A 20,899-nucleotide genomic window follows, 5' to 3' on the forward strand; every position below is an offset into this window, starting at 1 on the left:
GAACCATGAAAGGCTGGTTTTTCAGTGGCCCCCGAAGTGACCGGGGCATTTTTATTATTCTTCAAACAATTCGTCCATTAAACTATCAATTTCCTCTTTCCGTGAGTCCGTATCCTCAGTATCTATTATGACCTTGCCGTCCTCGAAAATAAGGGTGTCTCCAGTCTTTACCTCTGCAGGTAATTCTGATTTTAGGATATCTTCCGTTTTACCATCAAATTCAATGACTGCATACTCACCCTCGAAGCGATCAATAATTCCCTTCCTCATTTACTTGCCCCCTTGGTAGTAGTATTTTATTTCCATCACTAATTGCAGTAATAGTTCCCTTTTGATCAGTTCGCAAAACTGAAGCATTCGCGCTTTTTAGCCTTGTCAATATGCCTGAATCCGGATGACCATAATTGTTTTTCCCGACGCTTATAATGGCGAGGGTTGGTTTGACAGCATCGAGAAAGGCTTTGCTGGTTGAGCTGCTGGAGCCATGATGGCCGACCTTTAGTACATCGGCTTTCAAACTCTTACCATCCGCAAGCATATCATTTTCAGACTTCAGTTCAGCATCTCCGGTGAATAAGAAGGACTTATTTTTATAAGTAACCTTTAGAACTGCGCTCCAATCGTTAAGATCATCACCATAGGTATTAACGGGCGCAAGGAAATTTGCTTCTACACCCGTCAAAGGAATAGTAACTCCCTTAGTCACTGCTTTTATAGTGCGCCCTTCATTTTTAACTGCTGTCAGGAAATCCTTATAGGTTTGCGTGGTATGAGACACCTTCGGTGCATAAACAGACTTCACATTGAGGGCCTTTAGAACATCATCCAATCCACCAATATGATCTGCGTCGGGATGAGTAGCCACCATGGCATCAAGCGTCTTTACTCCCAAAGCATTTAAATACTTTACAACATTCTTTCCTTGATCATTGTTGCCACCGTCGATTAGGACGTACTGATTGTTTGGCGTTCGGATCAAGGTGGAGTCACCTTGTCCAACATCGAAAAAGTAAACCTGCAGAGTGCCGACATTTTGTTTTTTAGGCACGATCAAAGTAGGAGCTGGTGTTGTAGTTGGTTTGGTTGTAGGCTTTGCGGTCGGTTTTATAACTGGTTTGGCTGTTGGTTTGGCAGTGGCAGCCGGAGCTGATTTAGAACCTCCGCCATTGTGGTAGTAGTATTCACCGTTTTCCAGTCCCCATTTTGCACAATTGGTACGGCAGTAATGACCACCATTTGAATCTGTTCTACCCGGATGTGCATTGGCGATAACAGGAAGCAAGATCAATAAAACCGACAAGATCATTGATAAAGCAATTCTATTCTTCATAAAATCCCCCAAGAGATGTTCTGGAGGTAGTCTATCAGAATAAGGGAATATTTTGTACTTGAAAAAAACAAATCAATAATAAAGATCAAAGTATATTTCAGTAGAAGAAACCGGGTTCTCATCATCTTTTACCTAAAAATAATCACGTAAAAAACACATTTTATCTAAAACAAGCTTCAGAGTATTTTAGAAAATGAATGAATTATATCCAAGACATCAAAAAAAGAGTGGGTGCTAAGTTAAAATACACTACATTAAAATGTCTGCATGATGCGCTGGGTTACACCTATGCTGGTCCCCAAAGGATAACAGGGATTACCGGGTTGCTTCTTAGGAGCTCTCCGCTCCAAAAGCGTTTGACTTCTCAAACCGACTCCCCCTATAATGGAAGAAGTGATTTTGGTTGCCCGGAGCGGTAATTTTCCAAGGGGGAGGCAGACAATGGAAGCCCGGATAGATAAGATTAAGCAACAGCTACAATCCCAAGGATATAAGCTGACACCCCAACGGGAAGCGACTTTAAGAGTGCTGCTGGAGAATGAGGAAGACCACTTAAGCGCAGAAGATGTTTTCATGCTGGTGAAGGAGAAAGCTCCTGAGATCGGTCTCGCTACTGTCTATCGTACTCTGGAGCTGCTTAGTGAACTTCATGTCGTGGAGAAGATCAATTTCGGTGATGGCGTGGCCCGTTATGACTTGCGGACAGATACAGCGAAGCATCACCACCATCATCTAATCTGTGTGCAGTGCGGCACGATGGATGAGATTCGCGAAGATTGGCTCGGACCGCTGGAAGAGCGGCTGGAGAACGAGTTTAATTTTACCGTGCTGGATCATAGACTTGATTTTCACGGAATCTGCTACCGCTGCAAGGACAAGAACAGCACGGACAGCAAGCCTTCCGAATAAGCTTATAGATGAGGATTTACCACATAAGCTCTCCCCGGTACGATATACCGGAGGGGGCTTTTTAAATGATTTACAGTGCTTCATACATATTAGAAGTCACCGGTGCATAGAGTGTAGGACGAGTTCGTGGGGCTAAATTGCTCCATAAAATTTGAGGAGGAATCCCGATGATCGTCTCTGTGCCGAAGACCATGCGCCGGCTGTATTTTATGACACTGTTGGTGGCCATGAGCTGCCTTGCTTATTATGCCATGAGCTGGATCAGCAGTTGGATCAATCCTTATGAGCATCATGAAATCCCTGAAGGAACGGCCGTCCGGGCATTCCAAGAGGTTCCGCATAGTCCCGAAGCGCTGGGCGCGGGGGAGAGATTGCGGTTTTATTACTGGTACGGTGAGTGAACACTACTCCATAAGCAGGAAATAGCTGAGAGTCTGTCGAAAAAGACAAGGGTGGGACCGCACATGGCCTGCCCTTAAAAGCTTGCCGCGAGCCCTATGCCTAAAATGCTCCAGAATCGTGAAGAGCAGCCTGAGTAAGACAGGAGCGTGGATTGATGAAGTCACATTTGCAGCCGTTTATGCAGTATTTATCCGAAGACAAAGGCTTGTCGCCAAGCACACTGGAGTCCTACGGACGGGACATTTCACAGTTTATGGATTTTGCAGAAGAGCGGGGCTTAGCCTCGCCGGAAGAGATCAAAAGATCACATATTATGCTCTATCTCGCGGCACAGCGGGGAGCAGGGCGCGCAGCCGCAACGGTGAACCGGAATACGGTGTCACTCCGGGCTTTTTTTCACTATTTACTGAAGGAACGATTGATCGGGCAGGACCCGACGCTGGATATGGACAAAATCAAACCAAGCAGCAAGCCGCCGATAATTCTGAGTGTGGAAGAGATGGAACGGCTGCTGGAAGCACCTGGTGAAGACACTCCCCCGGGCAAACGCGATAAGGCGATGCTGGAGCTGCTCTATGCCACTGGTATCCGCGTCTCCGAGCTGATCTCGCTGAATGTGGAGGATGTGCATACAGATATGAAGTATGTGCGCTGCACCGGATCTTCCGGGAAGGAGCGGATCGTTCCCATGGGGGAGATGGCCGCTGAATGTGTAGCCCGGTATACGGCTGGTATGCGGGACAAGCTGCTTCGCGGGAATACGGATGAATCAGCCCTGTTCCTGAACAGTCTGGGAGGCAGGCTGACCCGTCAGGGATTCTGGAAAATCATTAAGAAATACGCCCGCGAAGCCCAGATCGAGCAGGACATTACTCCGCATACCTTAAGACATTCTTTTGCGGCACACCTGCTGGAGGGTGGGGCTGATCTGCGTTCCGTACAGCAAATGCTGGGACATTCTGATATTTCTACTACCCAGATTTATAGCGGAATTGCGCGTAAGAATATGAAGGATGTCTATGAGAGCCATCATCCGCGGGCCAGATAACCGGAAACACGTTTAATCTAAGAGATCACTTACAATAATCAAGTCCGCAGTCGGCAAAAGATGCTTTTTGTGAGTAAGATCGCTATGATGGAATCATACTGAAACCTAAGGCACCACCAGGTGGTACTCATTTGAAAGATCAGCGGCTCAAGTCTTGCATACTACTAAAGGAGTGAAGACGGCAATGTCCTCATTTAAACGAATCGGATTTATTGTACTGGATAGTGTAGGTATCGGTGAAGCGCCGGATGCCGAAGGTTTTGGAGATAAAGGAGCCCATACGCTGGGCCATATTCTGGAACGGGTGCCGGGTCTTAAGCTTCCTAACCTGCAGCAGCTTGGCCTTGCGAATATTGCACCGCTGCCGCCGCTTGAACCTGTGGCTGCCCCAACCGGATATTACGGTAAAATGCAGGAGGTTTCGGTTGGTAAGGATACGATGACCGGCCACTGGGAGCTGATGGGACTCAAGATTGAGATTCCCTTCAATACTTACCCTGACGGCTTCCCTGCTGAATTGATTGAGAAGTTTGAAGCCGCTACCGGCCGCAAGGTGATTGGCAACAAACCGGCCTCCGGTACGGAGATACTGGTAGAGTATGGTGAGGAGCAGATGAAGACAGGCGCCTGGATTGTATACACATCTGCAGACAGTGTATTTCAGCTTGCTGCGCATGAGGATATTATCCCGCTGGAAGAGCTGTATCGCGCATGCGCTATCGCCCGTGAGCTGACGATGGCTCCTGAATTCTCGGTGGGACGTGTAATCGCCCGCCCTTATGTGGGCCAACCGGGGAACTTCGTACGCACGCCGAATCGTCATGATTATGCGGTGAAGCCACCTGAGCCAACCCTAATGAATGCGCTGCAGGATATCGGCAAAGACGTGATTGCCGTCGGCAAGATCAATGATATTTTTACGGGTGAAGGGGTTACAGCCTCCTATCCGACCAAAAGCAATGAACATGGTATCGAAATTACAATTGCAGAGCTGCGCAAGCCTTTTAACGGCTTCCTGTTCACCAATCTGGTAGACTTCGACTCCCTGTACGGCCACCGCCGTGATCCTGAGGGCTATGGTCATGCCTTGGAGGTGTTTGATCAGGCGCTGCCTGAGCTGCTCTCGACGTTAACGGAAGACGATCTTCTGATCCTCTCGGCAGACCACGGGAATGACCCGATCCACAGCGGAACGGATCATACGCGCGAATATGTGCCGCTGCTGGTCTATAGTCCGCGGTTCAAGAACCCGGACAGCCTGGGCATCCGGCAGACGTTCTCGGATGTGGCAGCGACGATTGCCGACAACTTCGGGGCGAAAGCGCCGCAGTACGGGACAAGCTTTTTGGCGGAATTGAAGTAATCCCACAACCCCTTTAGGAGGCAATATAATCATGAACGTAGTAACTCAGAGCAATATTCAGGAAGCAGCAATCTATATCAAAGATAAATGTCCGGTTGCCCCGGAGATCGGCCTGATCCTCGGTTCGGGTCTTGGCGTGCTGGCGGATCTGATCACCGATGAGGTGGTCATTCCTTATCATGAAATTCCGCATTTCCCGGTATCTACGGTGGAAGGACACGAGGGTGAACTGCTGATCGGCATGATCGAAGGACGCCGTGTGGTTATGATGAAGGGCCGTTTTCATATGTATGAGGGCTATGGCCCGGAAACGACAGCCTTTCCCGTTCGTGTAATGAAGGAGCTGGGAGTAGCCAGCCTGCTGGTGACTAATGCCGCCGGAGGCGTGAACACAGACTTCAAGCCTGGGGATCTGATGCTGATCACCGATCATCTGAACCTGACCGGACGCAATCCGCTGACGGGCCCCAATGACAATGCGCTGGGTGTGCGCTTCCCTGATATGTCCTCAGCCTACAGCCCCCGTCTGATAGCAGTGGCCAAAGAAGCTGCGGCAGTACAGGGGTTTGAATTCAAGGAAGGTGTATATGCCGGACTGCTTGGACCCAACTACGAAACACCGGCTGAAATTGTGATGCTTCGCCGCCAGGGTGCGGATGCGGTCGGGATGTCTACCGTTTCGGAGACCATTGTTGCCCGTCATGCCGGCATTGAGGTGCTGGGTATTTCCTGTATCACAAATATGGCTGCCGGTATTCTGGACCAGCCGCTGAACCATGCGGAGGTTATGGAGACGGCAGACCGTGTGCGGGAGCACTTTTTGAAGCTGGTCCTGGCGTTTATTCCGAAGATGTAGGCTGAGGCCTCAGCTGAACTGACTTTTACACCATACACAATTGATATAGGGAGGACGTTACTTATGACACAACACGCAAATACCCCTTATGGCATGCAGGTCAAAGAAGCTGCTGAATATATTCAATCCAAACTGGGTGCATACGCTCCAAAGATCGGACTGATTCTGGGTTCGGGTCTTGGCGATCTGGGCGACCAAATTGAAGATGCCATTTACTTACCTTACGGGGAAATCCCCCACTTTCCGCGTTCGACGGTGGAAGGCCATGCCGGACGGTTCGTCATCGGAAAGCTGGAAGGCAAAGACGTTATGATTATGCAGGGCCGTTTCCATTACTATGAAGGTTATGCCATGCGCAAGGTTGTACTGCCGGTATACGTAATGGCTAAGCTTGGCATAGGAACGCTGGTAATTACCAATGCGGGCGGCGGCATGAACCGTTCATTCAAAGCCGGAGATCTGATGCTGATTACCGACCACCTGAACATGACCGGTGACAACCCGCTGATCGGACCTAATGATCCGGAGCTGGGTGTTCGTTTCCCGGATATGTCCCGGGCGTATGATCCTGAATATATCGTTCTGGCCCAAAAGCTGGCGGCTGGAGTCAAAGGTGTGGACGGCGAAGCACTGGTGCTGCAGGAAGGCGTCTATGCCGGAATCAGCGGCCCAACCTACGAAACACCTGCTGAGCTCAAAATGCTCGCCCTTCTTGGCGGAGATGCCGTAGGCATGTCCACGGTGCCGGAAGTGATTGTTGCCAGCCACAGCAAGCTGCGGGTGCTGGGTATTACCTGTATTACCGATATGGCTATTGGGGATGAGCTGGAGCCGCTGACGCATGAGCAGGTGGTAAAGGTGGCAAACCTGACAAAACCGAAATTTATCGGCCTGGTGCGCGCTTTTGTGCGTGAGGTACAGGCATAATGCGGGCAGTTGATCTGATTCAGAAGAAAAGAGACGGCGGCGAGCTGAGCCGTGAAGAAATTGCTTATCTGATCCAGGGCTACAGCAAAGGTGAAATTCCGGATTATCAAATTTCTGCTTGGGCAATGGCGGTCTACTTCCAGGGGATGAACGCACGTGAAACCGGTGATCTGACCCTGGAAATGGCCATGTCAGGTGACCAGGTTGACCTTAGTCCGATTGCGGGCATCAAGGTAGACAAGCATTCCACAGGCGGTGTGGGCGATAAAACTACAGTAGTGCTTGCTCCACTCGTAGCTTCTGCCGGAGTACCAGTCGCCAAAATGTCCGGCCGCGGTCTGGGACATACCGGCGGCACTCTCGACAAGCTGGAGTCGATCAGCGGCTTCTCCGTGGAGATGGACCGTGAACGGTTCTTCACCCAGGTTGGCGAGATCGGTGCGGCTGTCATCGGCCAGTCCGGCAATATCACCCCTGCGGACAAGAAACTGTACGCGCTGCGTGATGTGACCGCGACGGTGGAATCCATTCCGCTGATTGCGAGCTCCGTCATGAGTAAAAAGATCGCCGCCGGCGCCGATGCCATTGTACTCGATGTCAAAACTGGCAGCGGCGCATTCATGAAAACGCTGGACGATTCCATCGCCCTGGCCCAGGCCATGGTCGATATTGGAACCCATCTGGGGCGCAACACAGTTGCGGTCATCAGCGACATGGACCAGCCCCTGGGCTACGGCATCGGCAATGCCTTGGAAATCAAGGAAGGCATCGAAACCCTTAAGGGTCACGGGCCTAAAGATCTGGAAGAGGTCTGCCTGATTCTTGGAAGTCAGATGCTGGTCCTTGGGGGAAAAGCGAAGGATGAGGCCGAAGCGCGTTCGATCCTGAAGACCCACATTGAGGATGGCAGTGCACTGGCTAAGTTCAAGCAGATCGTCCTGGCCCAGGGCGGAGATGTAACCCAGGTGGAGTCGCCCGATACACTGCCGTCCGCACGGACCTTCATCGAAGTGAAGGCAGCGACTTCCGGGTACGTGGAGAGCATCCAGGCTGAGCAAATTGGCATCGCTGCCATGCTGCTTGGTGCCGGCCGGGAAACGAAGGAATCGGTCATTGATCTGGCGGTCGGTATTCAGCTGTCCAAGAAAGTCGGGGATGCTGTAGCTGCAGGCGAAACACTCGCTGTCCTGCATGTGAACGACGCCGGAGTGAACAAGGTGCAGGAAGCGGAAGCCAAAGTGCTGGAAGCTTACCTGATTTCCGCCGAGCCGGTTCCCCCGCAACCGCTGGTCTTCGCATTGGTGACCAAGGATGGGGTCATACGGTATTAGGCAGACAGGGATTATAGTGCTTGGTGTGGAAAGACTCTAAGCAAAAATAAAGCGGCAGCCATGGACAGAAACGTCCTGGACTGCCGCTTTTTCTTAATGAAGTGGAACGCAAATCTCACAATAATGATTACTAACAAGCTCCATACTATACCGCTCCAGGATGGGTCTTGTTTCATCCAGACTCAGCCTTCGGTTCTTCAACTCCGTGAAGATTTCACCCCAGGCTTTTTGAACAGCTTCTGCTGTATGAGGGATCATAAATACAGCGTAGCTTCCTCCGCTTATACTGCCTAAGCTGACTTCATCAGATTGGACACAGTAATCCTCAGGAACAACCAGACACGCATCGTAGCGGCAATGTTCCGGTTTCACAAATGCAGGATTATCTTGGGCAATTCCAAGGATCACAGACATTGTATTAAAAATTGAAGTAGAGGCTGCCCACCTTTTGAATGTATCCATTAATTGTGAATTTGCTATTCCATAAGGACCAATCTGTCTCATATATACAATTGTACAGGACGGTATGTTTTCAATTGTCACTTTCATATGATCTTCTCTTTCATATAGAGTACATCGATGTCTGAAACCATCTTAGAATGCTTTAAAATGAAAAACAACCCATTTTTATAAAAAAAGGAAGTTCACAATATCATGCTCCCTGCTGAAAAGGGATGCAAACTTCTTTTATGAACCATTTATTCCGGCTATGTTGCGGAGTCTGCACTTCAGGGGGGCTTCACCGGAGACAAACCTGTCTTTTTACGCACAAATGGAATAATTTTCACCCTTTCTGACCAGACTGGAACACAGTACCTGTGAAATGAAGGTTAATGTTCAGGAGGGGAACCATTGTGAGAAAAATGCGTTATGTACTGCTCGTGCTGTGTGTTGCTGCTTCGGTTCTGGGCTCAGCTTCAGGCGCGTATGCAGAGGAAAAAACCAAAGCTAAAGACACCGGTAAGAACACCGCTGCTGTGGATCTGGCACCCGGAGCGCGCTCTGCCATTCTGATGGATGCGAACACCGGCACCGTGATCTATGAAAAGAACAGCCACGATAAGCTGCCGCCGGCAAGTATTACCAAAATCATGACCATGCTGCTGACCGTCGAGGCACTGGATGAAGGCAAGCTGCAATTGACCGACAAGGTGCGGACAAGCGAATATGCCGCGTCGATGGGCGGGTCGCAGATTTTTCTGGAGCCCGGCGAAGAAATGACTGTGGATGAAATGCTTAAGGGCATAGCCATGGCCTCAGGCAATGACGCTTCTGTGGCAATGGCCGAGAAATTAGCCGGTTCGGAGAGCGCCTTTGTCGATCAGATGAATCAAAAGGCCGAGGCGCTTGGCCTGAAGGACACGCATTTTGCCAACTGCAACGGTCTGCCAGCCGAGAATCACTATTCCTCCGCCCATGACATTGCCGTCATCAGCCAGGAGCTCTTGAAGCATGAACGGATTATCAAGTACACCGGTTCCTATCAGGATTACCTGCGCAAGGACTCGGCCAAGCCGTTCTGGCTGGTGAACACGAACAAGCTTGTGCGCTTTTATACAGGGGCTGACGGCCTGAAGACAGGTTATACGTCCGAAGCCAAGTTCTGCCTCTCCGCAACTGCGGCCAGAGATGGACTGCGTGCCGTTGCGGTGGTGCTGGGCGAACCCAATACCAAAACCCGTAACAGTGAAGTGTCCGCGATGTTCGATTACCTCTTTTCCCAATATAAAGTCCATACGATTCACAAAGCGGGAGACGCCATCGGCAGTGTAAAAATTGAGAAAGGCGTGAAGACCCAGCTTCCGCTAGTCGCCAAAGAAACCTACAGTGTGCTTTTGAAGAAAGGAATTACCCAGGAGGGCATCCGTCATGAGCTCGTGGTGCCGGACAGCATTAAGGCCCCTGTAAAGGCAGGTCAAACGGTAGGCAAGCTGGTTGTCTATCAGGGAACAACTATTGTGAAGCAATATGAGCTGAAGGCAGACGCAGATGTGCCGAAGGCAGGCTGGTGGAGGCTGTTCAAACGGACCACGGGCTCCATGTTCAGGGCTGATTAATTTCTTGTATTTTGTAGATTAGTCTCAGGCTTTCTGTTGATTCGTAGGGGTTTTCTTCTAGTTTTGTCGTGAGGCAGGATTATAGAATTCCCGCGTAGAAAACCTTGTCCTTGTAGGGGAAAGAACTGATGTACAGGACGTTTTCTCAAAGCAACGAAGAGGAGAGTGGCAGGTATGAATTCTCATGTGGAGATGGAGCATCACAGAGGTGTGCTGATTGTACGGCTGTCAGGAGAGCTGGACCACCACGCAGCCGAGTATGTACGTATGGATATGGATGAAGCAATAATGCGGGGCCAGGTAGAGCATCTGATTCTCAGTCTGAAGGAATTGCAGTTTATGGACAGCTCGGGCTTAGGCGTCATTCTCGGGCGGTACAAGCTCATCCGCAGCAAAGGCGGGAAAATGGTCGTCTGTGACGCCACCGCACCTGTAAAAAGGCTGCTGGAAATGTCGGGCTTGTTCAAAATCATGCCCCTATATGACGACGAGAGCGCTGCACTCTCGGATTTGGAGGTTGCGTTATGACAAAGAGTGAAGCGGGTAACTTCATGAGTGTCCAGTTTGCCGCACTGTCGGAGAACGAATCATTCGCACGCGTGGTAGTGGCGGCTTTTGTCTCCCGGCTTGATCCTACGATGGAAGAGCTGAATGACCTGAAGACGGTGGTGTCGGAGGCTGTTACCAACTGCATTATCCACGGTTACGATAGTGATCCTGAAGGAGTTGTCAGCATCTCCGCCTCCATCGAGGATGAAACCGTGCATCTCACCATTGAGGACAAAGGCCGGGGAATTGAGGATCTCGAGCTGGCCCAGCAGCCGCTGTACACCTCCAAGCCGGAGCTGGAGCGCTCGGGTATGGGCTTTACGATTATGGAGAATTTCATGGATGAATTCGAAGTTGCAAGTGAACCGGGGCGCGGTACCTCCATTTCAATGAAGAAAACCATCGTCTCGAAAAAAGCTTTATACAATTAGGGGTTGGAGCCATGGATGCAGAGTCAAAAAAAGCTCCGCCGACCTATTTGGACGATGCGGAGGTCAAACGTCTGATCGCACTCAGTCAAGCCGGAGATAATCTGGCCCGCGATACGCTGGTCAACTGTAATATTCGCCTCGTCTGGTCGGTGGTGCAGCGGTTTATGAACCGCGGGTATGAGCCTGACGATTTGTTCCAGATCGGCTGTATCGGACTGCTAAAGTCCGTTGATAAATTCGACCTCAGCTACGAGGTCAAATTCTCCACCTATGCCGTGCCGATGATTATCGGCGAGATCCAGCGTTTCCTCCGGGACGACGGCACCCTCAAGGTCAGCCGTTCCCTCAAGGAAATGGCCAACAGGGTGCGCAAAATGAAGGACGAAATGTCGAAGACGCTGGACCGTCTGCCGACCATCGGGGAAGTCGCAGAAGCGCTGGGGGTCACGCCCGAAGAAATCGTGTTCGCCCAGGAGGCCAACAAGCCGCCGACCTCGATCCACGAGACCGTCTTCGAGAATGACGGAGACCCGATCACGCTGATCGACCAGATTGCTGACGAGACACAGGAGCGCTGGTTCGACAAGCTGGCGCTGAACGAGGCCATCGGGGCCTTGACTGAGCGTGAGCGCCTGATCGTCTACCTGCGCTACTACCGCGACCAGACCCAATCCGAAGTCGCCAGCCGCCTCGGCATCTCGCAGGTCCAGGTGTCGAGGCTGGAGAAGAAGATTCTCGCGAATATCCGCGAGCAGATCGCACAGTAGGGTTGCGGTAAGACAGCAAGAGATTGGTGAAGAATATAGAAGTGTTATGAGCTGGAAGTTAAGGGCGAGTAGTGAATGTGACGGGTGAAATGAACGTTTGAAGGCCGCCTCGTGAGGGGCGGCTTTTTGTATTGCTATTGTTAGGCATGTTTTGTTCTGAGTATGCATTAAACGACAACATATAGCAAAATGAACATGTATTACACTTATGGGATTTGGTTATCCAGTTGTTCCGCTAAACCGATTAAAAGTCCTTCAGTTCCACGAATGTAGCAGAGCCGATACGAGTTCTCGTACTGAACCACTTCGCCAACGAGCTGAGCACCATACTTAGTGAGTCTGGATACCATTTCGTCAATGTCTTCAACAGTGAACATGACACGCAGATAACCGAGGGCATTTACAGGAGCCGTCCGGTGATCTGATATAGTGGGTGGGGTGAGAAATCGCGAAAGCTCAATTCGGCTGTGGCCATCTGGGGTAACCATCATAGCAATCTCAACACACTGTGAACCCAAACCGGTTACGCGGCCAGCCCATTCCCCTTCGACAGTGGCTCGCCCTTCGAGCTTCAAGCCAATCTCCTCGAAGAAAGAAATTGCGTCATCAAGGGATTCTACAACAATGCCAACATTGTCCATTCTTAGTAATTTGTTTTTTGCCATAGATTGATCTCCTTATGTGTACAAATTGATTACCTCATAAATTATTCTATTCAAGAATTTTAAAACCCTCTTTTTAAATAAACAACGCTTGGAGCTGAACGTTTACGTATGTCAGACTGTCCACTTCTTTCCAAGGGAATGCTTTCTTGTATTGCAGAAAGATGTGGCGGCACCTGTGTGTATTCATTACACTGTATATCAAGATATCCATTGTAAGCGGGAAAGGGTCTATGGTTACTATTCCGGGATTGTTCGATTGGTTTATCTATCTATTATCTTCTTCTCTGGCACAATGTAACCTTTGCCCGTGATTATGGCACCTATAGATAAGAACATGAAAGTGAAGGGGATGGCGGACATGCGTCAGTGGGTGGAGAAGGCGAGACAAGGAGATGCTGAGGCGTTCGCACAGCTGATGGTGCATTGCCGGGGGATGGCATACGCGGTCGCTTACGACTTGCTGAAAGACGTCCATCTCGCCGAGGATGCAGTTCAGGAGGCATGCCTTGAAACGTTTCTGAATTTGCACAAGCTGCGCGACCCGGCTGCCTTTCCGGGCTGGTTCAAGACGATTGTCGTAAGGCAAGGTCAGCGTGTACTTCGGCGCAAGCTTCAACCCACGATTCCTCTGGATGAAACACTGCAGGGTTTGCAGAATGCGCCGGGTGCGGCGGAGGTTGCGGAACGTTATGCGGAGGAGCAGGTGCTGCAAAACTCGGTGGCCGCGTTATCCGCCAAGCTTAGGGTCCCGGTGCAGCTGTTTTATTTCTACGGCTATTCCCTCCAGGAGATTTCCGCTTATCTCGGGACTCCGGTGCAGACACTCAAGAAAAGGCTGCATGATGCACGCCAAAAGCTGAAAGGCACACTCCCGGTTGCCGATCTGGCTTCCGTGTTCAATCATTTATACGAAAGGGGCGCAAATATGCTGCATATTGTGAATGGAGATACGGTGGGTAACATGCTAAAGCAAGGAATTGTTCAAGGGGATGTATGGGTATGGAGGGAGATTTATTCCTCTGGTCCAATATTTGAAGACCTCTCCCGGCCGGAGGAACGTGCGAAGCGCTCTCTGGTGCTGGAGGCAACGCTCGGTATTCCGGCTAATGAGTATATAGCGGGCTGTGAGGAACAGGAGCGTAAGCTCCGCGACTATACCCGGTACGACGAAGTAGTTCTTTGGTTTGAGCATGACCTGTTTGACCAGAGTATGCTTGCCTATTTACTGCATACATTCAAAAGGAATATGCCCGGCCGCACCAAGCTTAGTCTGCTCTGCATCGGGGAGTTTCCGGGAATCGAACCGTTCCATGGTCTGGGACAGCTTACTCCGGCACAGCTTGGAACGTTATCCGGGACCTGGCGGACGATCGGAAAGCGGGAAATTGAGCTTGGAAGTGAGCTTTGGCAGGCGTATGCTTCAGCTGACCCTGCCCAAATGGCTGATCTGCTTGAACTGAAGAAGTCGGAGCTGGCGGCGTCCGGCCTGCCTTTTGCCTATGAAGCCTTCATGGCCCATTTATCACGGCTTCCTTCCGTAGAGAATGGCTTGGGAATTGTGGAACAGACCACACTTGAAGCTGTTGAAGCCGGGGCGCATACGCCGCTGGAATTATTCCGTCAAGTTACGGATGCCTTGCATGTACTTGGTATGGGGGATATCGAATACTTCAAGTATGTGCGTGCTTTGGCAGCGGGTAATCATCCTCTGATGTACATCGACGGGGCTGTAGATGATACGGATTTCCGGCAAATTCCTGAGTTTCTGAGCCGGCAGGTTACAATGACTGAGCTGGGTAAGCAGATAAAGAACGGAAGGGCGGACCGCGTCCTGATGCAAGGAATAGATGAATGGTATGGAGGTCTGCATATGCAGGGGTATGATGTACCTTGGCGCTGGGAACGATCTACCGGAAGGCTGGTGCGGAACAAAACTGGATTTTAGAAGTATAATTAATGATCAGATTTTCAGATAACCTGTCTGAGCCTGCCCAATAAGCCCCCAAGTGGGTCTTTATTACTTATTTATTTGATTTGCTGGATAAGGAAAATTATGGATGATATGATATTGATATTTGTTTTTAATCTGCCAATGAAATACGGCCTAGACCACAAACTAAATCATAGTGTGCCTCTGCGTCTTTAGCATCATTGTGGGCAATATGATTATTTTCCGTCTGTGTTCAGCCGATGTAATAAGTAACAGCACATACTCTAGACGAAACAGAGAAACCTTTTGGAGGAGAGAGCACCATGGCTAAAAAACATTTTATTTGCAATAAATGCGGATGTAAAGAATATGCCGTGGACCAGTTCCAGGCAACCGGCGGCAACTTTGCGAAGCTTTTTGATGTCCAGAATAAAAAGTTCATCACCATTAGCTGCCGGGAATGCGGATATACGGAACTGTACAAGGCCAATACGGGCAGTGGAATGAATATTTTGGACTTTTTAATGAATTAGTTGAGGTTATTCGTCTGAAAAAATTATGCTGAAGGCAGTGCCTTGTGGCTGAAATGATGGGCCTGAAAATGGCTATGCAATTGTTGAATGTAAGACAAGTGAGATGACGGACAAATGATAGAGGTTTGCCCGTCTTTTTTTGTGCTTTTATTCACAGCTCACTAACCCAGCTCCAGATCCCGAATTTCCTGTTACCCCTTGCATATATATTGGAAGTAAGAGTAATATTTTACATAGTGTAATAATCCGCAAGGTCAATCTATTATCCAGGGGGCAGAAGGAAGCTATGTCCTATTCACAAGTCACAAAAAATGCATTGGCCCGCTCACTCAAAAAACTGATGCTCACAAAGCCGCTCCACAAAATCACCATTCAGCAGCTTACCTGCGATTGCGGGGTGACCCGGCATACCTTTTATAATCATTTTCAGGATATCTATGAGCTGCTTGGCTGGGTCTACCAGACCGAAATCATTGAAGGCCTAGAGCCATACCGCAATTGCTCCGGTTGGAAGCAGGGGTTCCTTAGCGTGCTGTACTATACGCAGAGCAACAAAACCATATGCCTGAACACCTTCCATTCCCTGGGGCGTGAGCATTTGGAGGGATTTTTGTACGGGGTGATCTATGAAGTGGTGATTCAGGTCGTAGAGGAGCTGAATATGAAAGAGCCGGAACGGGTGAATATGCTGGCTATGCAAGATATTGCTGATTTCTATACCCTGGCAATCCTGGAGCAGGTCATCCATTGGCTCAAGGCAGGAGCGAACACCGACCCGGCACAGATCGTGGACAAAGTGGCCCGGATTATGGACGGCAGTATCTCCCGGAGTCTGGCTAACTATCATACCGCCCCAATAAAATGACACAATCTCCCGCAGATGTGTAAACCCTGTACAGATGCGGCGAGCTGTCCATAGAATTCTTAGGTTCCGCTGGGTATAGTGAAGTCAGTTCTAGAGTCACTTATCCAGTTCGATGAAAGGAAGAGGACAAAATGGGAACCTATCAAAGAATTAACCCGCTCGTGCAGGGAGGAATTGCTTCGAAAAAAGCATATCTCGTTGGAGGGGGGATCGGCTCGCTGTCCGCGGCGGCTTTTCTGATCCGTGACGGGCATATGCCTGGCCGGAACATTCATATTCTGGAGCAATCTGCAGTATATGGCGGCTCAATGGACGGCGCGGGGAATGCCAAAGACGGCTACAGTGCCCGGGGCGGACGCGAGATTGAGGAGCATTTTGAGTGCTTTATGGAGCTGTTCGGCTTCATTCCATCGCTGACCAACCCTGACCGGACAGTGCTGGAAGAGTTCCGCGAGCTGAATCTGGCCGAGCCGATCGAATCTCACTGCCGTCTGGTGGAGAAGGCAGGGCAGAAGGCCGACTTTTCCTCGCTGGGATTGTCTACGGCCCACGCGCTTCAACTCGGTAAGCTGGTGATGGTGACAGAGGAGAAGCTGGGCGCGGTGACGATTGAGCAGTTTTTTGACCCGAGCTTCCTGGACACGAACTTCTGGTATTTCTGGCGGTCCATGTTCGCCTTCGAGAATTGGCACAGTGTGGTTGAGGTCAAACGTTATATGGAGCGTTTCATGCACCTGATCTCCGGGATGAATCAATTGAAGGGCATCCTGCATACGGAATACAACCAGTTCGATTCGCTGATTCTTCCGCTGATGAAGTGGCTGGAGAGTGAGGGAGTTCATTTTGACAAGGGACATCAGGTCACCGATCTGGATGTGGATTTCACTGGCGGGGAAAAGACGGTTACGGCCATTCATGTTCTAGTGAACGGAATGCCAAAGACTATTTCGACCTCCCGCAGCGATCTGGTGATGGTAACGAACGGCTCGATGACGGAAAATTCGACTCTTGGCGATATGGACCATCCTGCGGTTCTTAACCGTTCGGTTACGGAGCGCGGCTGTTGGAGCCTATGGGAAAAGCTTGCCGCCAAATCCCCCGATTTCGGTCATCCTGAAGTATTCTGCGGGGACATTGACAAGACGAAATGGCTGTCTTTTACGATGACATTTACCGATGATGAGATCGTCTTCCCTTATTTGCTGGAGCTGACCGGTGATCTGCCGGGTATGGGCGGTGTTGTCACGATCAAGGATTCCAACTGGATGATGTCCTGGACTGCACCGAAGCAGCCGCATTTCATCAATCAGCCGGAGAATGTGAAGGTCCTGTGGGCGTATGGCCTGTTCCCGGATGCCGAGGGCAACTATATCAAGAAGAAGATGAGCGATTGTACCGGACGCGAGCTACTGGAAGAGCTGTGCTACCATATCGGCCTGAAGGACCGGATTCCGGAAATTCTGGAGCATACGACGAATGTCATTCCCTGCATGATGCCATATATCACTTCCCAGTTTATGCCCCGTGTGGCGGGTGACCGTCCGCAGGTTGTTCCGCAGGGCAGTACGAATCTGGCTTTCCTCGGACAATTTGCCGAAGTGCCTGACGACTGTGTCTTTACCGTGGAGTATTCCGTGAGATCAGCGATGATGGCCGTATACAGTCTGCTGGCGCTGGAAAAAGAAGTGATTCCAGTGCATCCGAGTAAGTTTGATGTACGCGTGCTGCTGACCGCCGTGCGGACATGTCTCGGTAATAAGCCGCTGCCGCTCGACCGGACGCTGGGCCAGCTTTTGTCGGGAACGGTGATTTCGAAGCTGTTGTAGGTTTCGGCGCTGGGCAAAATTGCATAGGAATTTATGATATGAAGGGTATTCCTCAGCCAGAGATGGCGACAGGGATGCCCTTTTTTGGGTAATCGTAACTCTATGAGCATTCGTATTACACAACTGGATAGGATTATGGTATGAATAGTGGAGTGAACTGTAGGTATGATTCCCCCAATAGAATTCGTAGAGACTACATTGAATGTCAGAATGGATGAATTAGGCTTATGAAAACAAGAAATACAATAAGGATTTGCCTTGCCCTGTTGTTGATCCTCTTAGATCTTGGAGTTTATATGAAGTACAGTGGATTTGAACGAGAATACTTGGATCCTCTTAATCACTGCAATCAATATCTATCAGCTAAGTGTGGACGCTTTGGTAATGGGTTATTCTACTGAAGAAGCTGCTGTTGTTGAACGACTCTCTCAGTATCGGGCGAGTGATAAAGTGAAGGTAGTAATTGACGGGGAAGAGCATACATATACATTGCCGCCAAGCTACACGGAGGTCCGTCCTATGCACTCGTATCAAGTTCACATTTTCCACAAATCCAAGTTATTGATCGCCGTTAAGCCGCTTTCTAACTGATCGATAATGGACTCATCGCGGAGACGGATAAGGATAATTAATATGATTTTACTGGAGGTGCTGTTCTTCATCTTTGCCGGAATGGGTGCACTCTACAAACTGAAGAACGACGAATATATGTATCACAAGTTGAACCGGCGCGATGAATATGAAGACTATACCCGATAAAAGCACCTTCCTGCCCCGCCTGCAGTTGTCAAACCAACCAGCGGATGGTATGCAGTCTTCAGATTTTAGGACATTCAAAACCCCCGGCAAATTGTCGCTTCCTCAGGATGATTTCCGGGGGTTTTGGTTTTCTATAAAAGCTGCAAATCATATTTGTCCATTGCCAAAATACAGCATCTTCCTTTACAATGTGATAATGATAATGATTATCAATTTCATGAGAAAAAGGTGGAACCTATGAGTCAACAGACAGCAACCGGCACAGGTCCCCTTAGGCGGCAGAATGAGGTGAAGCTTCGTTCGCGTCCTTGGGCGGCTACGCTGATCCTGGTTGGCGGTCTGATTGCCCTGGCGCTGGGAATTGCGGTTTCGGTCTCTTTCGGGGCTGCGGATATTAAGCTGCCGGTGGTATGGAACGCTATTTTTCATTTCAATCCGGATATTACGGATCACCAGATTATCCGCGAGCTGCGGCTTCCCCGCGTGCTAGGTGGTGTGATGATCGGGGCTAGCTTTGCGGTGGCTGGAGCCATAATGCAGGGGATGACCCGTAATCCGCTCGCGGACTCGGGGCTGATGGGCATTAATTCTGGCGCAGGTTTTGCGCTGGCGCTTGTGTTTGCTTTTATGCCGAATCTGCCGTTCATGGGTTTGATTCTGTATGCTTTTGCCGGTGCAGGGGCTGGTGCGGCGATCGTATATGGTATCGGTTCCCTGGCTAAAGGCGGACTTACGCCAGCACGCCTTGTACTGGCTGGTGCGGCATTGAGTGCACTACTCTCGGCTTTAAGTGAGGGAGTGGCTTTATATTTTAAAATCGGACAAGATCTGGCCTTTTGGTATGCGGGAGGTATAGCCGGAACGAAATGGTTCCAGCTCAAGATCATGTTTCCGTGGGTATTTGTGGCTATTCTTGGGGCAATTGCTCTATCCCGTTCCATTACCATGCTCAGCCTGGGTGAGGATATTGCCAAAGGTCTCGGGCAACGTACAGGTCTGGTGAAGCTGGCAGGTGCTCTGATCGTCCTGGTTCTTGCCGGTTCTTCGGTTTCGGTCGTAGGAGCTGTAGGGTTCATAGGTCTGATTATTCCCCACTTGACAAGGTATCTTGTCGGTGTGGATTACCGATGGATTATTCCATGCTCCGCCGTTCTTGGCAGTCTGCTGGTCGTGCTCGCCGACCTCACTGCGAGAACCATTATCCCGCAGCATGAAACGCCGCTGGGCGCGATTCTAGCATTGATTGGTGTACCTTTCTTTCTGTATCTGGCCCGCAAAGAAAGAAGGGAGCTGTGAAGGTGCGTAAACAGAAGGCAATAAGTTTTGATGAGGTTAGACGCAGACGGGGATTACAAGTGCTGGCAGTACTATCTGCCTTGATCGCAGCTGTTTGTGTGATCAGTATGAACACAGGATACATACATTTGACACCGCCCCAGCTACTGCATACCCTGCTCGGCCGTGGCACGGACAAACAGGAGCTCATCCTGTTCGATTTCCGTCTGCCGCGGATTGTGATATCGATTCTGATCGGAGCCGGACTTGCGGTTTCAGGTGCAGTGATGCAGGGTGTGTTCCGCAATGATCTGGCCGATCCCGGAATTCTTGGCATCAATGCCGGAGCCGGACTCATGGTGATGCTGCTGGTTTCTTTTTATCCGGCAACCACAGCCGCACCGGTATTTATGCTTCCGCTGGTAGCTTTTGTCGGGGCTGCATGTACAGCAGCCATGATCTATGCGCTTGCCTATAAGCGGCATGAGGGAATCTCTCCGATCCGGCTGCTGCTGACCGGGGTGGCGGTTGCGGCAGGCATGAGCGCGGCTATGATTGTACTTACCCTGCGCCTGGACCCCGACAAATATCAATTTGTCGCCACGTGGCTTGCGGGCAGTATCTGGGGGACCAGCTGGAAGTTCGTACTTTCCTTGCTGCCTTGGATACTCATTCTGCTGCCCTATGTGATCTACAAGGCCAGAGTCATGAATGTATTGAACCTGGGGGATCAGACTGCAACCGGACTCGGCGCGGCGGTAACGAAGGAGCAATTCCGCCTGCTGGGGGCTGCGGTCGGTCTAGCAGCGGCCAGTGTCGCCGTGAGCGGCGGAATCGGATTCGTCGGCTTGGTGGGGCCGCATCTGGCTCGGCGCCTGGTGGGGCCGAAGCATCAGTTGATGCTGCCCGCTTCGGCGCTGCTGGGATCACTGCTTGTTCTTACGGCGGATACCATCGGCCGCTGGATACTGCAGCCTTCCGAAATTCCGGCAGGTATTGTCGTTGCCGTGATTGGGGCGCCTTATTTTCTCTACCTGCTGGCCCGTACCCGTTCTTAATTCGCTGAAATACCAATA

22 protein-coding genes are annotated in these 20,899 nt (G+C 50.3%); 18 read left to right on the top strand and 4 right to left on the bottom strand.

What is annotated here, in order from left to right; genetic code table 11:
* Nucleotides 1–54: 54 nt before the first annotated feature.
* Together A3848_RS24680 and A3848_RS24685 are read right to left on the bottom strand one after the other, a co-directional pair.
* Nucleotides 55–270 (bottom strand): DUF3006 domain-containing protein, encoded by a 216-nt coding sequence (locus tag A3848_RS24680; protein ID WP_074087515.1) that lies wholly within the window; start codon nt 268–270, stop codon nt 55–57.
* Nucleotides 251–1,330 (bottom strand): MBL fold metallo-hydrolase, encoded by a 1,080-nt coding sequence (locus tag A3848_RS24685; RefSeq protein ID WP_074087516.1) that lies wholly within the window; start codon nt 1,328–1,330, stop codon nt 251–253. Before A3848_RS24685 ends, A3848_RS24680 begins: the two co-directional genes overlap by 20 nt.
* 441 nt (nt 1,331–1,771) lie before the next feature.
* Between A3848_RS24685 and fur the strand changes: the two genes are divergently transcribed.
* The 7 genes from fur to A3848_RS24720 all read left to right on the top strand — a co-directional run bounded on the left by fur (nt 1,772) and on the right by A3848_RS24720 (nt 8,166).
* Entirely contained in the window at nt 1,772–2,239 is a 468-nt protein-coding gene (fur, locus tag A3848_RS24690; RefSeq protein WP_074087517.1) for a ferric iron uptake transcriptional regulator, read from the top strand.
* Between the two features lie 167 nt (nt 2,240–2,406).
* A complete protein-coding gene (locus A3848_RS24695) occupies nt 2,407–2,640 on the top strand; it encodes a DUF4227 family protein (RefSeq protein ID WP_074087518.1) in 234 nt (77 codons plus the stop codon).
* A gap of 155 nt (nt 2,641–2,795) precedes the next feature.
* Nucleotides 2,796–3,689 carry a site-specific tyrosine recombinase XerD gene (gene xerD / locus A3848_RS24700; protein ID WP_074087519.1) on the top strand — a complete coding sequence of 298 codons (894 nt, stop codon included), beginning with the start codon at nt 2,796–2,798 and terminating at the stop codon, nt 3,687–3,689.
* A 184-nt stretch (nt 3,690–3,873) separates the two neighbouring features.
* Nucleotides 3,874–5,052, top strand: a complete 1,179-nt coding sequence (deoB, locus tag A3848_RS24705) for a phosphopentomutase (RefSeq protein WP_074087520.1) — start codon at nt 3,874–3,876, stop codon at nt 5,050–5,052.
* 31 nt (nt 5,053–5,083) lie between these two features.
* Nucleotides 5,084–5,908, top strand: coding sequence for a purine-nucleoside phosphorylase (locus tag A3848_RS24710; protein WP_074087521.1), 825 nt, complete (start codon nt 5,084–5,086; stop codon nt 5,906–5,908).
* A 63-nt stretch (nt 5,909–5,971) separates the two neighbouring features.
* Entirely contained in the window at nt 5,972–6,835 is an 864-nt protein-coding gene (locus A3848_RS24715) for a purine-nucleoside phosphorylase (RefSeq protein ID WP_083606815.1), read from the top strand.
* Nucleotides 6,835–8,166 carry a pyrimidine-nucleoside phosphorylase gene (locus A3848_RS24720; protein ID WP_074087522.1) on the top strand — a complete coding sequence of 444 codons (1,332 nt, stop codon included), beginning with the start codon at nt 6,835–6,837 and terminating at the stop codon, nt 8,164–8,166. The genes A3848_RS24715 and A3848_RS24720 overlap by 1 nt, the downstream gene beginning before the upstream one ends.
* A 93-nt stretch (nt 8,167–8,259) precedes the next feature.
* On the opposite strand, the gene A3848_RS24725 is transcribed toward A3848_RS24720, so the two are convergent.
* Nucleotides 8,260–8,715, bottom strand: a complete 456-nt coding sequence (locus A3848_RS24725) for an AraC family transcriptional regulator (protein ID WP_074087523.1) — start codon at nt 8,713–8,715, stop codon at nt 8,260–8,262.
* A gap of 314 nt (nt 8,716–9,029) precedes the next feature.
* Here A3848_RS24725 and A3848_RS24730 point away from each other — a divergent pair, with 314 nt between their 5' ends.
* The 4 genes from A3848_RS24730 (at nt 9,030) to sigF (ending at nt 11,970) form a co-directional block, all read left to right on the top strand.
* Nucleotides 9,030–10,223: a D-alanyl-D-alanine carboxypeptidase family protein gene (locus A3848_RS24730; protein WP_074087791.1), complete on the top strand. Its 1,194-nt coding sequence runs from the start codon at nt 9,030–9,032 to the stop codon at nt 10,221–10,223.
* Between the two features lie 174 nt (nt 10,224–10,397).
* Nucleotides 10,398–10,751 (top strand): anti-sigma F factor antagonist, encoded by a 354-nt coding sequence (spoIIAA, locus tag A3848_RS24735; protein WP_062522208.1) that lies wholly within the window; start codon nt 10,398–10,400, stop codon nt 10,749–10,751.
* Nucleotides 10,748–11,203 carry an anti-sigma F factor gene (gene spoIIAB, locus A3848_RS24740; protein ID WP_074087524.1) on the top strand — a complete coding sequence of 152 codons (456 nt, stop codon included), beginning with the start codon at nt 10,748–10,750 and terminating at the stop codon, nt 11,201–11,203. Before spoIIAA ends, spoIIAB begins: the two co-directional genes overlap by 4 nt.
* Nucleotides 11,204–11,214: 11 nt before the next feature.
* Nucleotides 11,215–11,970 carry an RNA polymerase sporulation sigma factor SigF gene (gene sigF, locus A3848_RS24745; RefSeq protein ID WP_025704171.1) on the top strand — a complete coding sequence of 252 codons (756 nt, stop codon included), beginning with the start codon at nt 11,215–11,217 and terminating at the stop codon, nt 11,968–11,970.
* 206 nt (nt 11,971–12,176) lie between these two features.
* On the opposite strand, the gene A3848_RS24750 is transcribed toward sigF, so the two are convergent.
* Entirely contained in the window at nt 12,177–12,635 is a 459-nt protein-coding gene (locus A3848_RS24750) for a VOC family protein (RefSeq protein WP_074087525.1), read from the bottom strand.
* 358 nt (nt 12,636–12,993) lie between these two features.
* Here A3848_RS24750 and A3848_RS24755 point away from each other — a divergent pair, with 358 nt between their 5' ends.
* The 7 genes from A3848_RS24755 (at nt 12,994) to A3848_RS24785 (ending at nt 20,881) form a co-directional block, all read left to right on the top strand.
* Nucleotides 12,994–14,580 carry a sigma-70 family RNA polymerase sigma factor gene (locus tag A3848_RS24755; RefSeq protein ID WP_074087526.1) on the top strand — a complete coding sequence of 529 codons (1,587 nt, stop codon included), beginning with the start codon at nt 12,994–12,996 and terminating at the stop codon, nt 14,578–14,580.
* A gap of 308 nt (nt 14,581–14,888) precedes the next feature.
* Nucleotides 14,889–15,098 carry a zinc ribbon domain-containing protein gene (locus A3848_RS24760; RefSeq protein ID WP_074087527.1) on the top strand — a complete coding sequence of 70 codons (210 nt, stop codon included), beginning with the start codon at nt 14,889–14,891 and terminating at the stop codon, nt 15,096–15,098.
* Nucleotides 15,099–15,384: 286 nt separating this feature from the next.
* Entirely contained in the window at nt 15,385–15,963 is a 579-nt protein-coding gene (locus A3848_RS24765; protein ID WP_074087528.1) for a TetR/AcrR family transcriptional regulator C-terminal domain-containing protein, read from the top strand.
* 131 nt (nt 15,964–16,094) lie between these two features.
* Entirely contained in the window at nt 16,095–17,789 is a 1,695-nt protein-coding gene (locus A3848_RS24770; RefSeq protein WP_074087529.1) for an oleate hydratase, read from the top strand.
* 633 nt (nt 17,790–18,422) lie between these two features.
* The gene (locus A3848_RS33145) at nt 18,423–18,548 is read left to right on the top strand and encodes a hypothetical protein (RefSeq protein ID WP_256701765.1); all 126 of its coding nucleotides are present in this window, start codon (nt 18,423–18,425) and stop codon (nt 18,546–18,548) included.
* Between the two features lie 237 nt (nt 18,549–18,785).
* Nucleotides 18,786–19,844: a FecCD family ABC transporter permease gene (locus A3848_RS24780; protein WP_074087793.1), complete on the top strand. Its 1,059-nt coding sequence runs from the start codon at nt 18,786–18,788 to the stop codon at nt 19,842–19,844.
* A gap of 2 nt (nt 19,845–19,846) precedes the next feature.
* Nucleotides 19,847–20,881, top strand: coding sequence for a FecCD family ABC transporter permease (locus tag A3848_RS24785; RefSeq protein WP_074087531.1), 1,035 nt, complete (start codon nt 19,847–19,849; stop codon nt 20,879–20,881).
* Nucleotides 20,882–20,899: the final 18 nt, after the last annotated feature.

This window comes from Paenibacillus sp. P32E (genome assembly GCF_001909085.1).
Classification (GTDB): domain Bacteria; phylum Bacillota; class Bacilli; order Paenibacillales; family Paenibacillaceae; genus Paenibacillus_AQ; species Paenibacillus_AQ helianthi.

Bases quoted from the DNA above. Each gene is read 5' to 3' on its own strand.
- spoIIAB (WP_074087524.1), top strand. From the start codon at position 10,748: ATGACAAAGAGTGAAGCGGGTAACTTCATGAGTGTCCAGTTTGCCGCA.
- A3848_RS24770 (WP_074087529.1), top strand. From the start codon at position 16,095: ATGGGAACCTATCAAAGAATTAACCCGCTCGTGCAGGGAGGAATTGCT.
- A3848_RS24695 (WP_074087518.1), top strand. From the start codon at position 2,407: ATGATCGTCTCTGTGCCGAAGACCATGCGCCGGCTGTATTTTATGACA.
- A3848_RS24765 (WP_074087528.1), top strand. From the start codon at position 15,385: ATGTCCTATTCACAAGTCACAAAAAATGCATTGGCCCGCTCACTCAAA.
- A3848_RS33145 (WP_256701765.1), top strand. From the start codon at position 18,423: ATGATTTTACTGGAGGTGCTGTTCTTCATCTTTGCCGGAATGGGTGCA.
- xerD (WP_074087519.1), top strand. From the start codon at position 2,796: ATGAAGTCACATTTGCAGCCGTTTATGCAGTATTTATCCGAAGACAAA.
- A3848_RS24780 (WP_074087793.1), top strand. From the start codon at position 18,786: ATGAGTCAACAGACAGCAACCGGCACAGGTCCCCTTAGGCGGCAGAAT.
- A3848_RS24715 (WP_083606815.1), top strand. From the start codon at position 5,972: ATGACACAACACGCAAATACCCCTTATGGCATGCAGGTCAAAGAAGCT.
- A3848_RS24755 (WP_074087526.1), top strand. From the start codon at position 12,994: ATGCGTCAGTGGGTGGAGAAGGCGAGACAAGGAGATGCTGAGGCGTTC.
- A3848_RS24750 (WP_074087525.1), bottom strand. From the start codon at position 12,635: ATGGCAAAAAACAAATTACTAAGAATGGACAATGTTGGCATTGTTGTA.
- deoB (WP_074087520.1), top strand. From the start codon at position 3,874: ATGTCCTCATTTAAACGAATCGGATTTATTGTACTGGATAGTGTAGGT.
- sigF (WP_025704171.1), top strand. From the start codon at position 11,215: ATGGATGCAGAGTCAAAAAAAGCTCCGCCGACCTATTTGGACGATGCG.
- A3848_RS24760 (WP_074087527.1), top strand. From the start codon at position 14,889: ATGGCTAAAAAACATTTTATTTGCAATAAATGCGGATGTAAAGAATAT.
- fur (WP_074087517.1), top strand. From the start codon at position 1,772: ATGGAAGCCCGGATAGATAAGATTAAGCAACAGCTACAATCCCAAGGA.
- A3848_RS24720 (WP_074087522.1), top strand. From the start codon at position 6,835: ATGCGGGCAGTTGATCTGATTCAGAAGAAAAGAGACGGCGGCGAGCTG.
- A3848_RS24685 (WP_074087516.1), bottom strand. From the start codon at position 1,330: ATGAAGAATAGAATTGCTTTATCAATGATCTTGTCGGTTTTATTGATC.
- A3848_RS24730 (WP_074087791.1), top strand. From the start codon at position 9,030: ATGCGTTATGTACTGCTCGTGCTGTGTGTTGCTGCTTCGGTTCTGGGC.
- spoIIAA (WP_062522208.1), top strand. From the start codon at position 10,398: ATGAATTCTCATGTGGAGATGGAGCATCACAGAGGTGTGCTGATTGTA.
- A3848_RS24710 (WP_074087521.1), top strand. From the start codon at position 5,084: ATGAACGTAGTAACTCAGAGCAATATTCAGGAAGCAGCAATCTATATC.
- A3848_RS24680 (WP_074087515.1), bottom strand. From the start codon at position 270: ATGAGGAAGGGAATTATTGATCGCTTCGAGGGTGAGTATGCAGTCATT.
- A3848_RS24725 (WP_074087523.1), bottom strand. From the start codon at position 8,715: ATGAAAGTGACAATTGAAAACATACCGTCCTGTACAATTGTATATATG.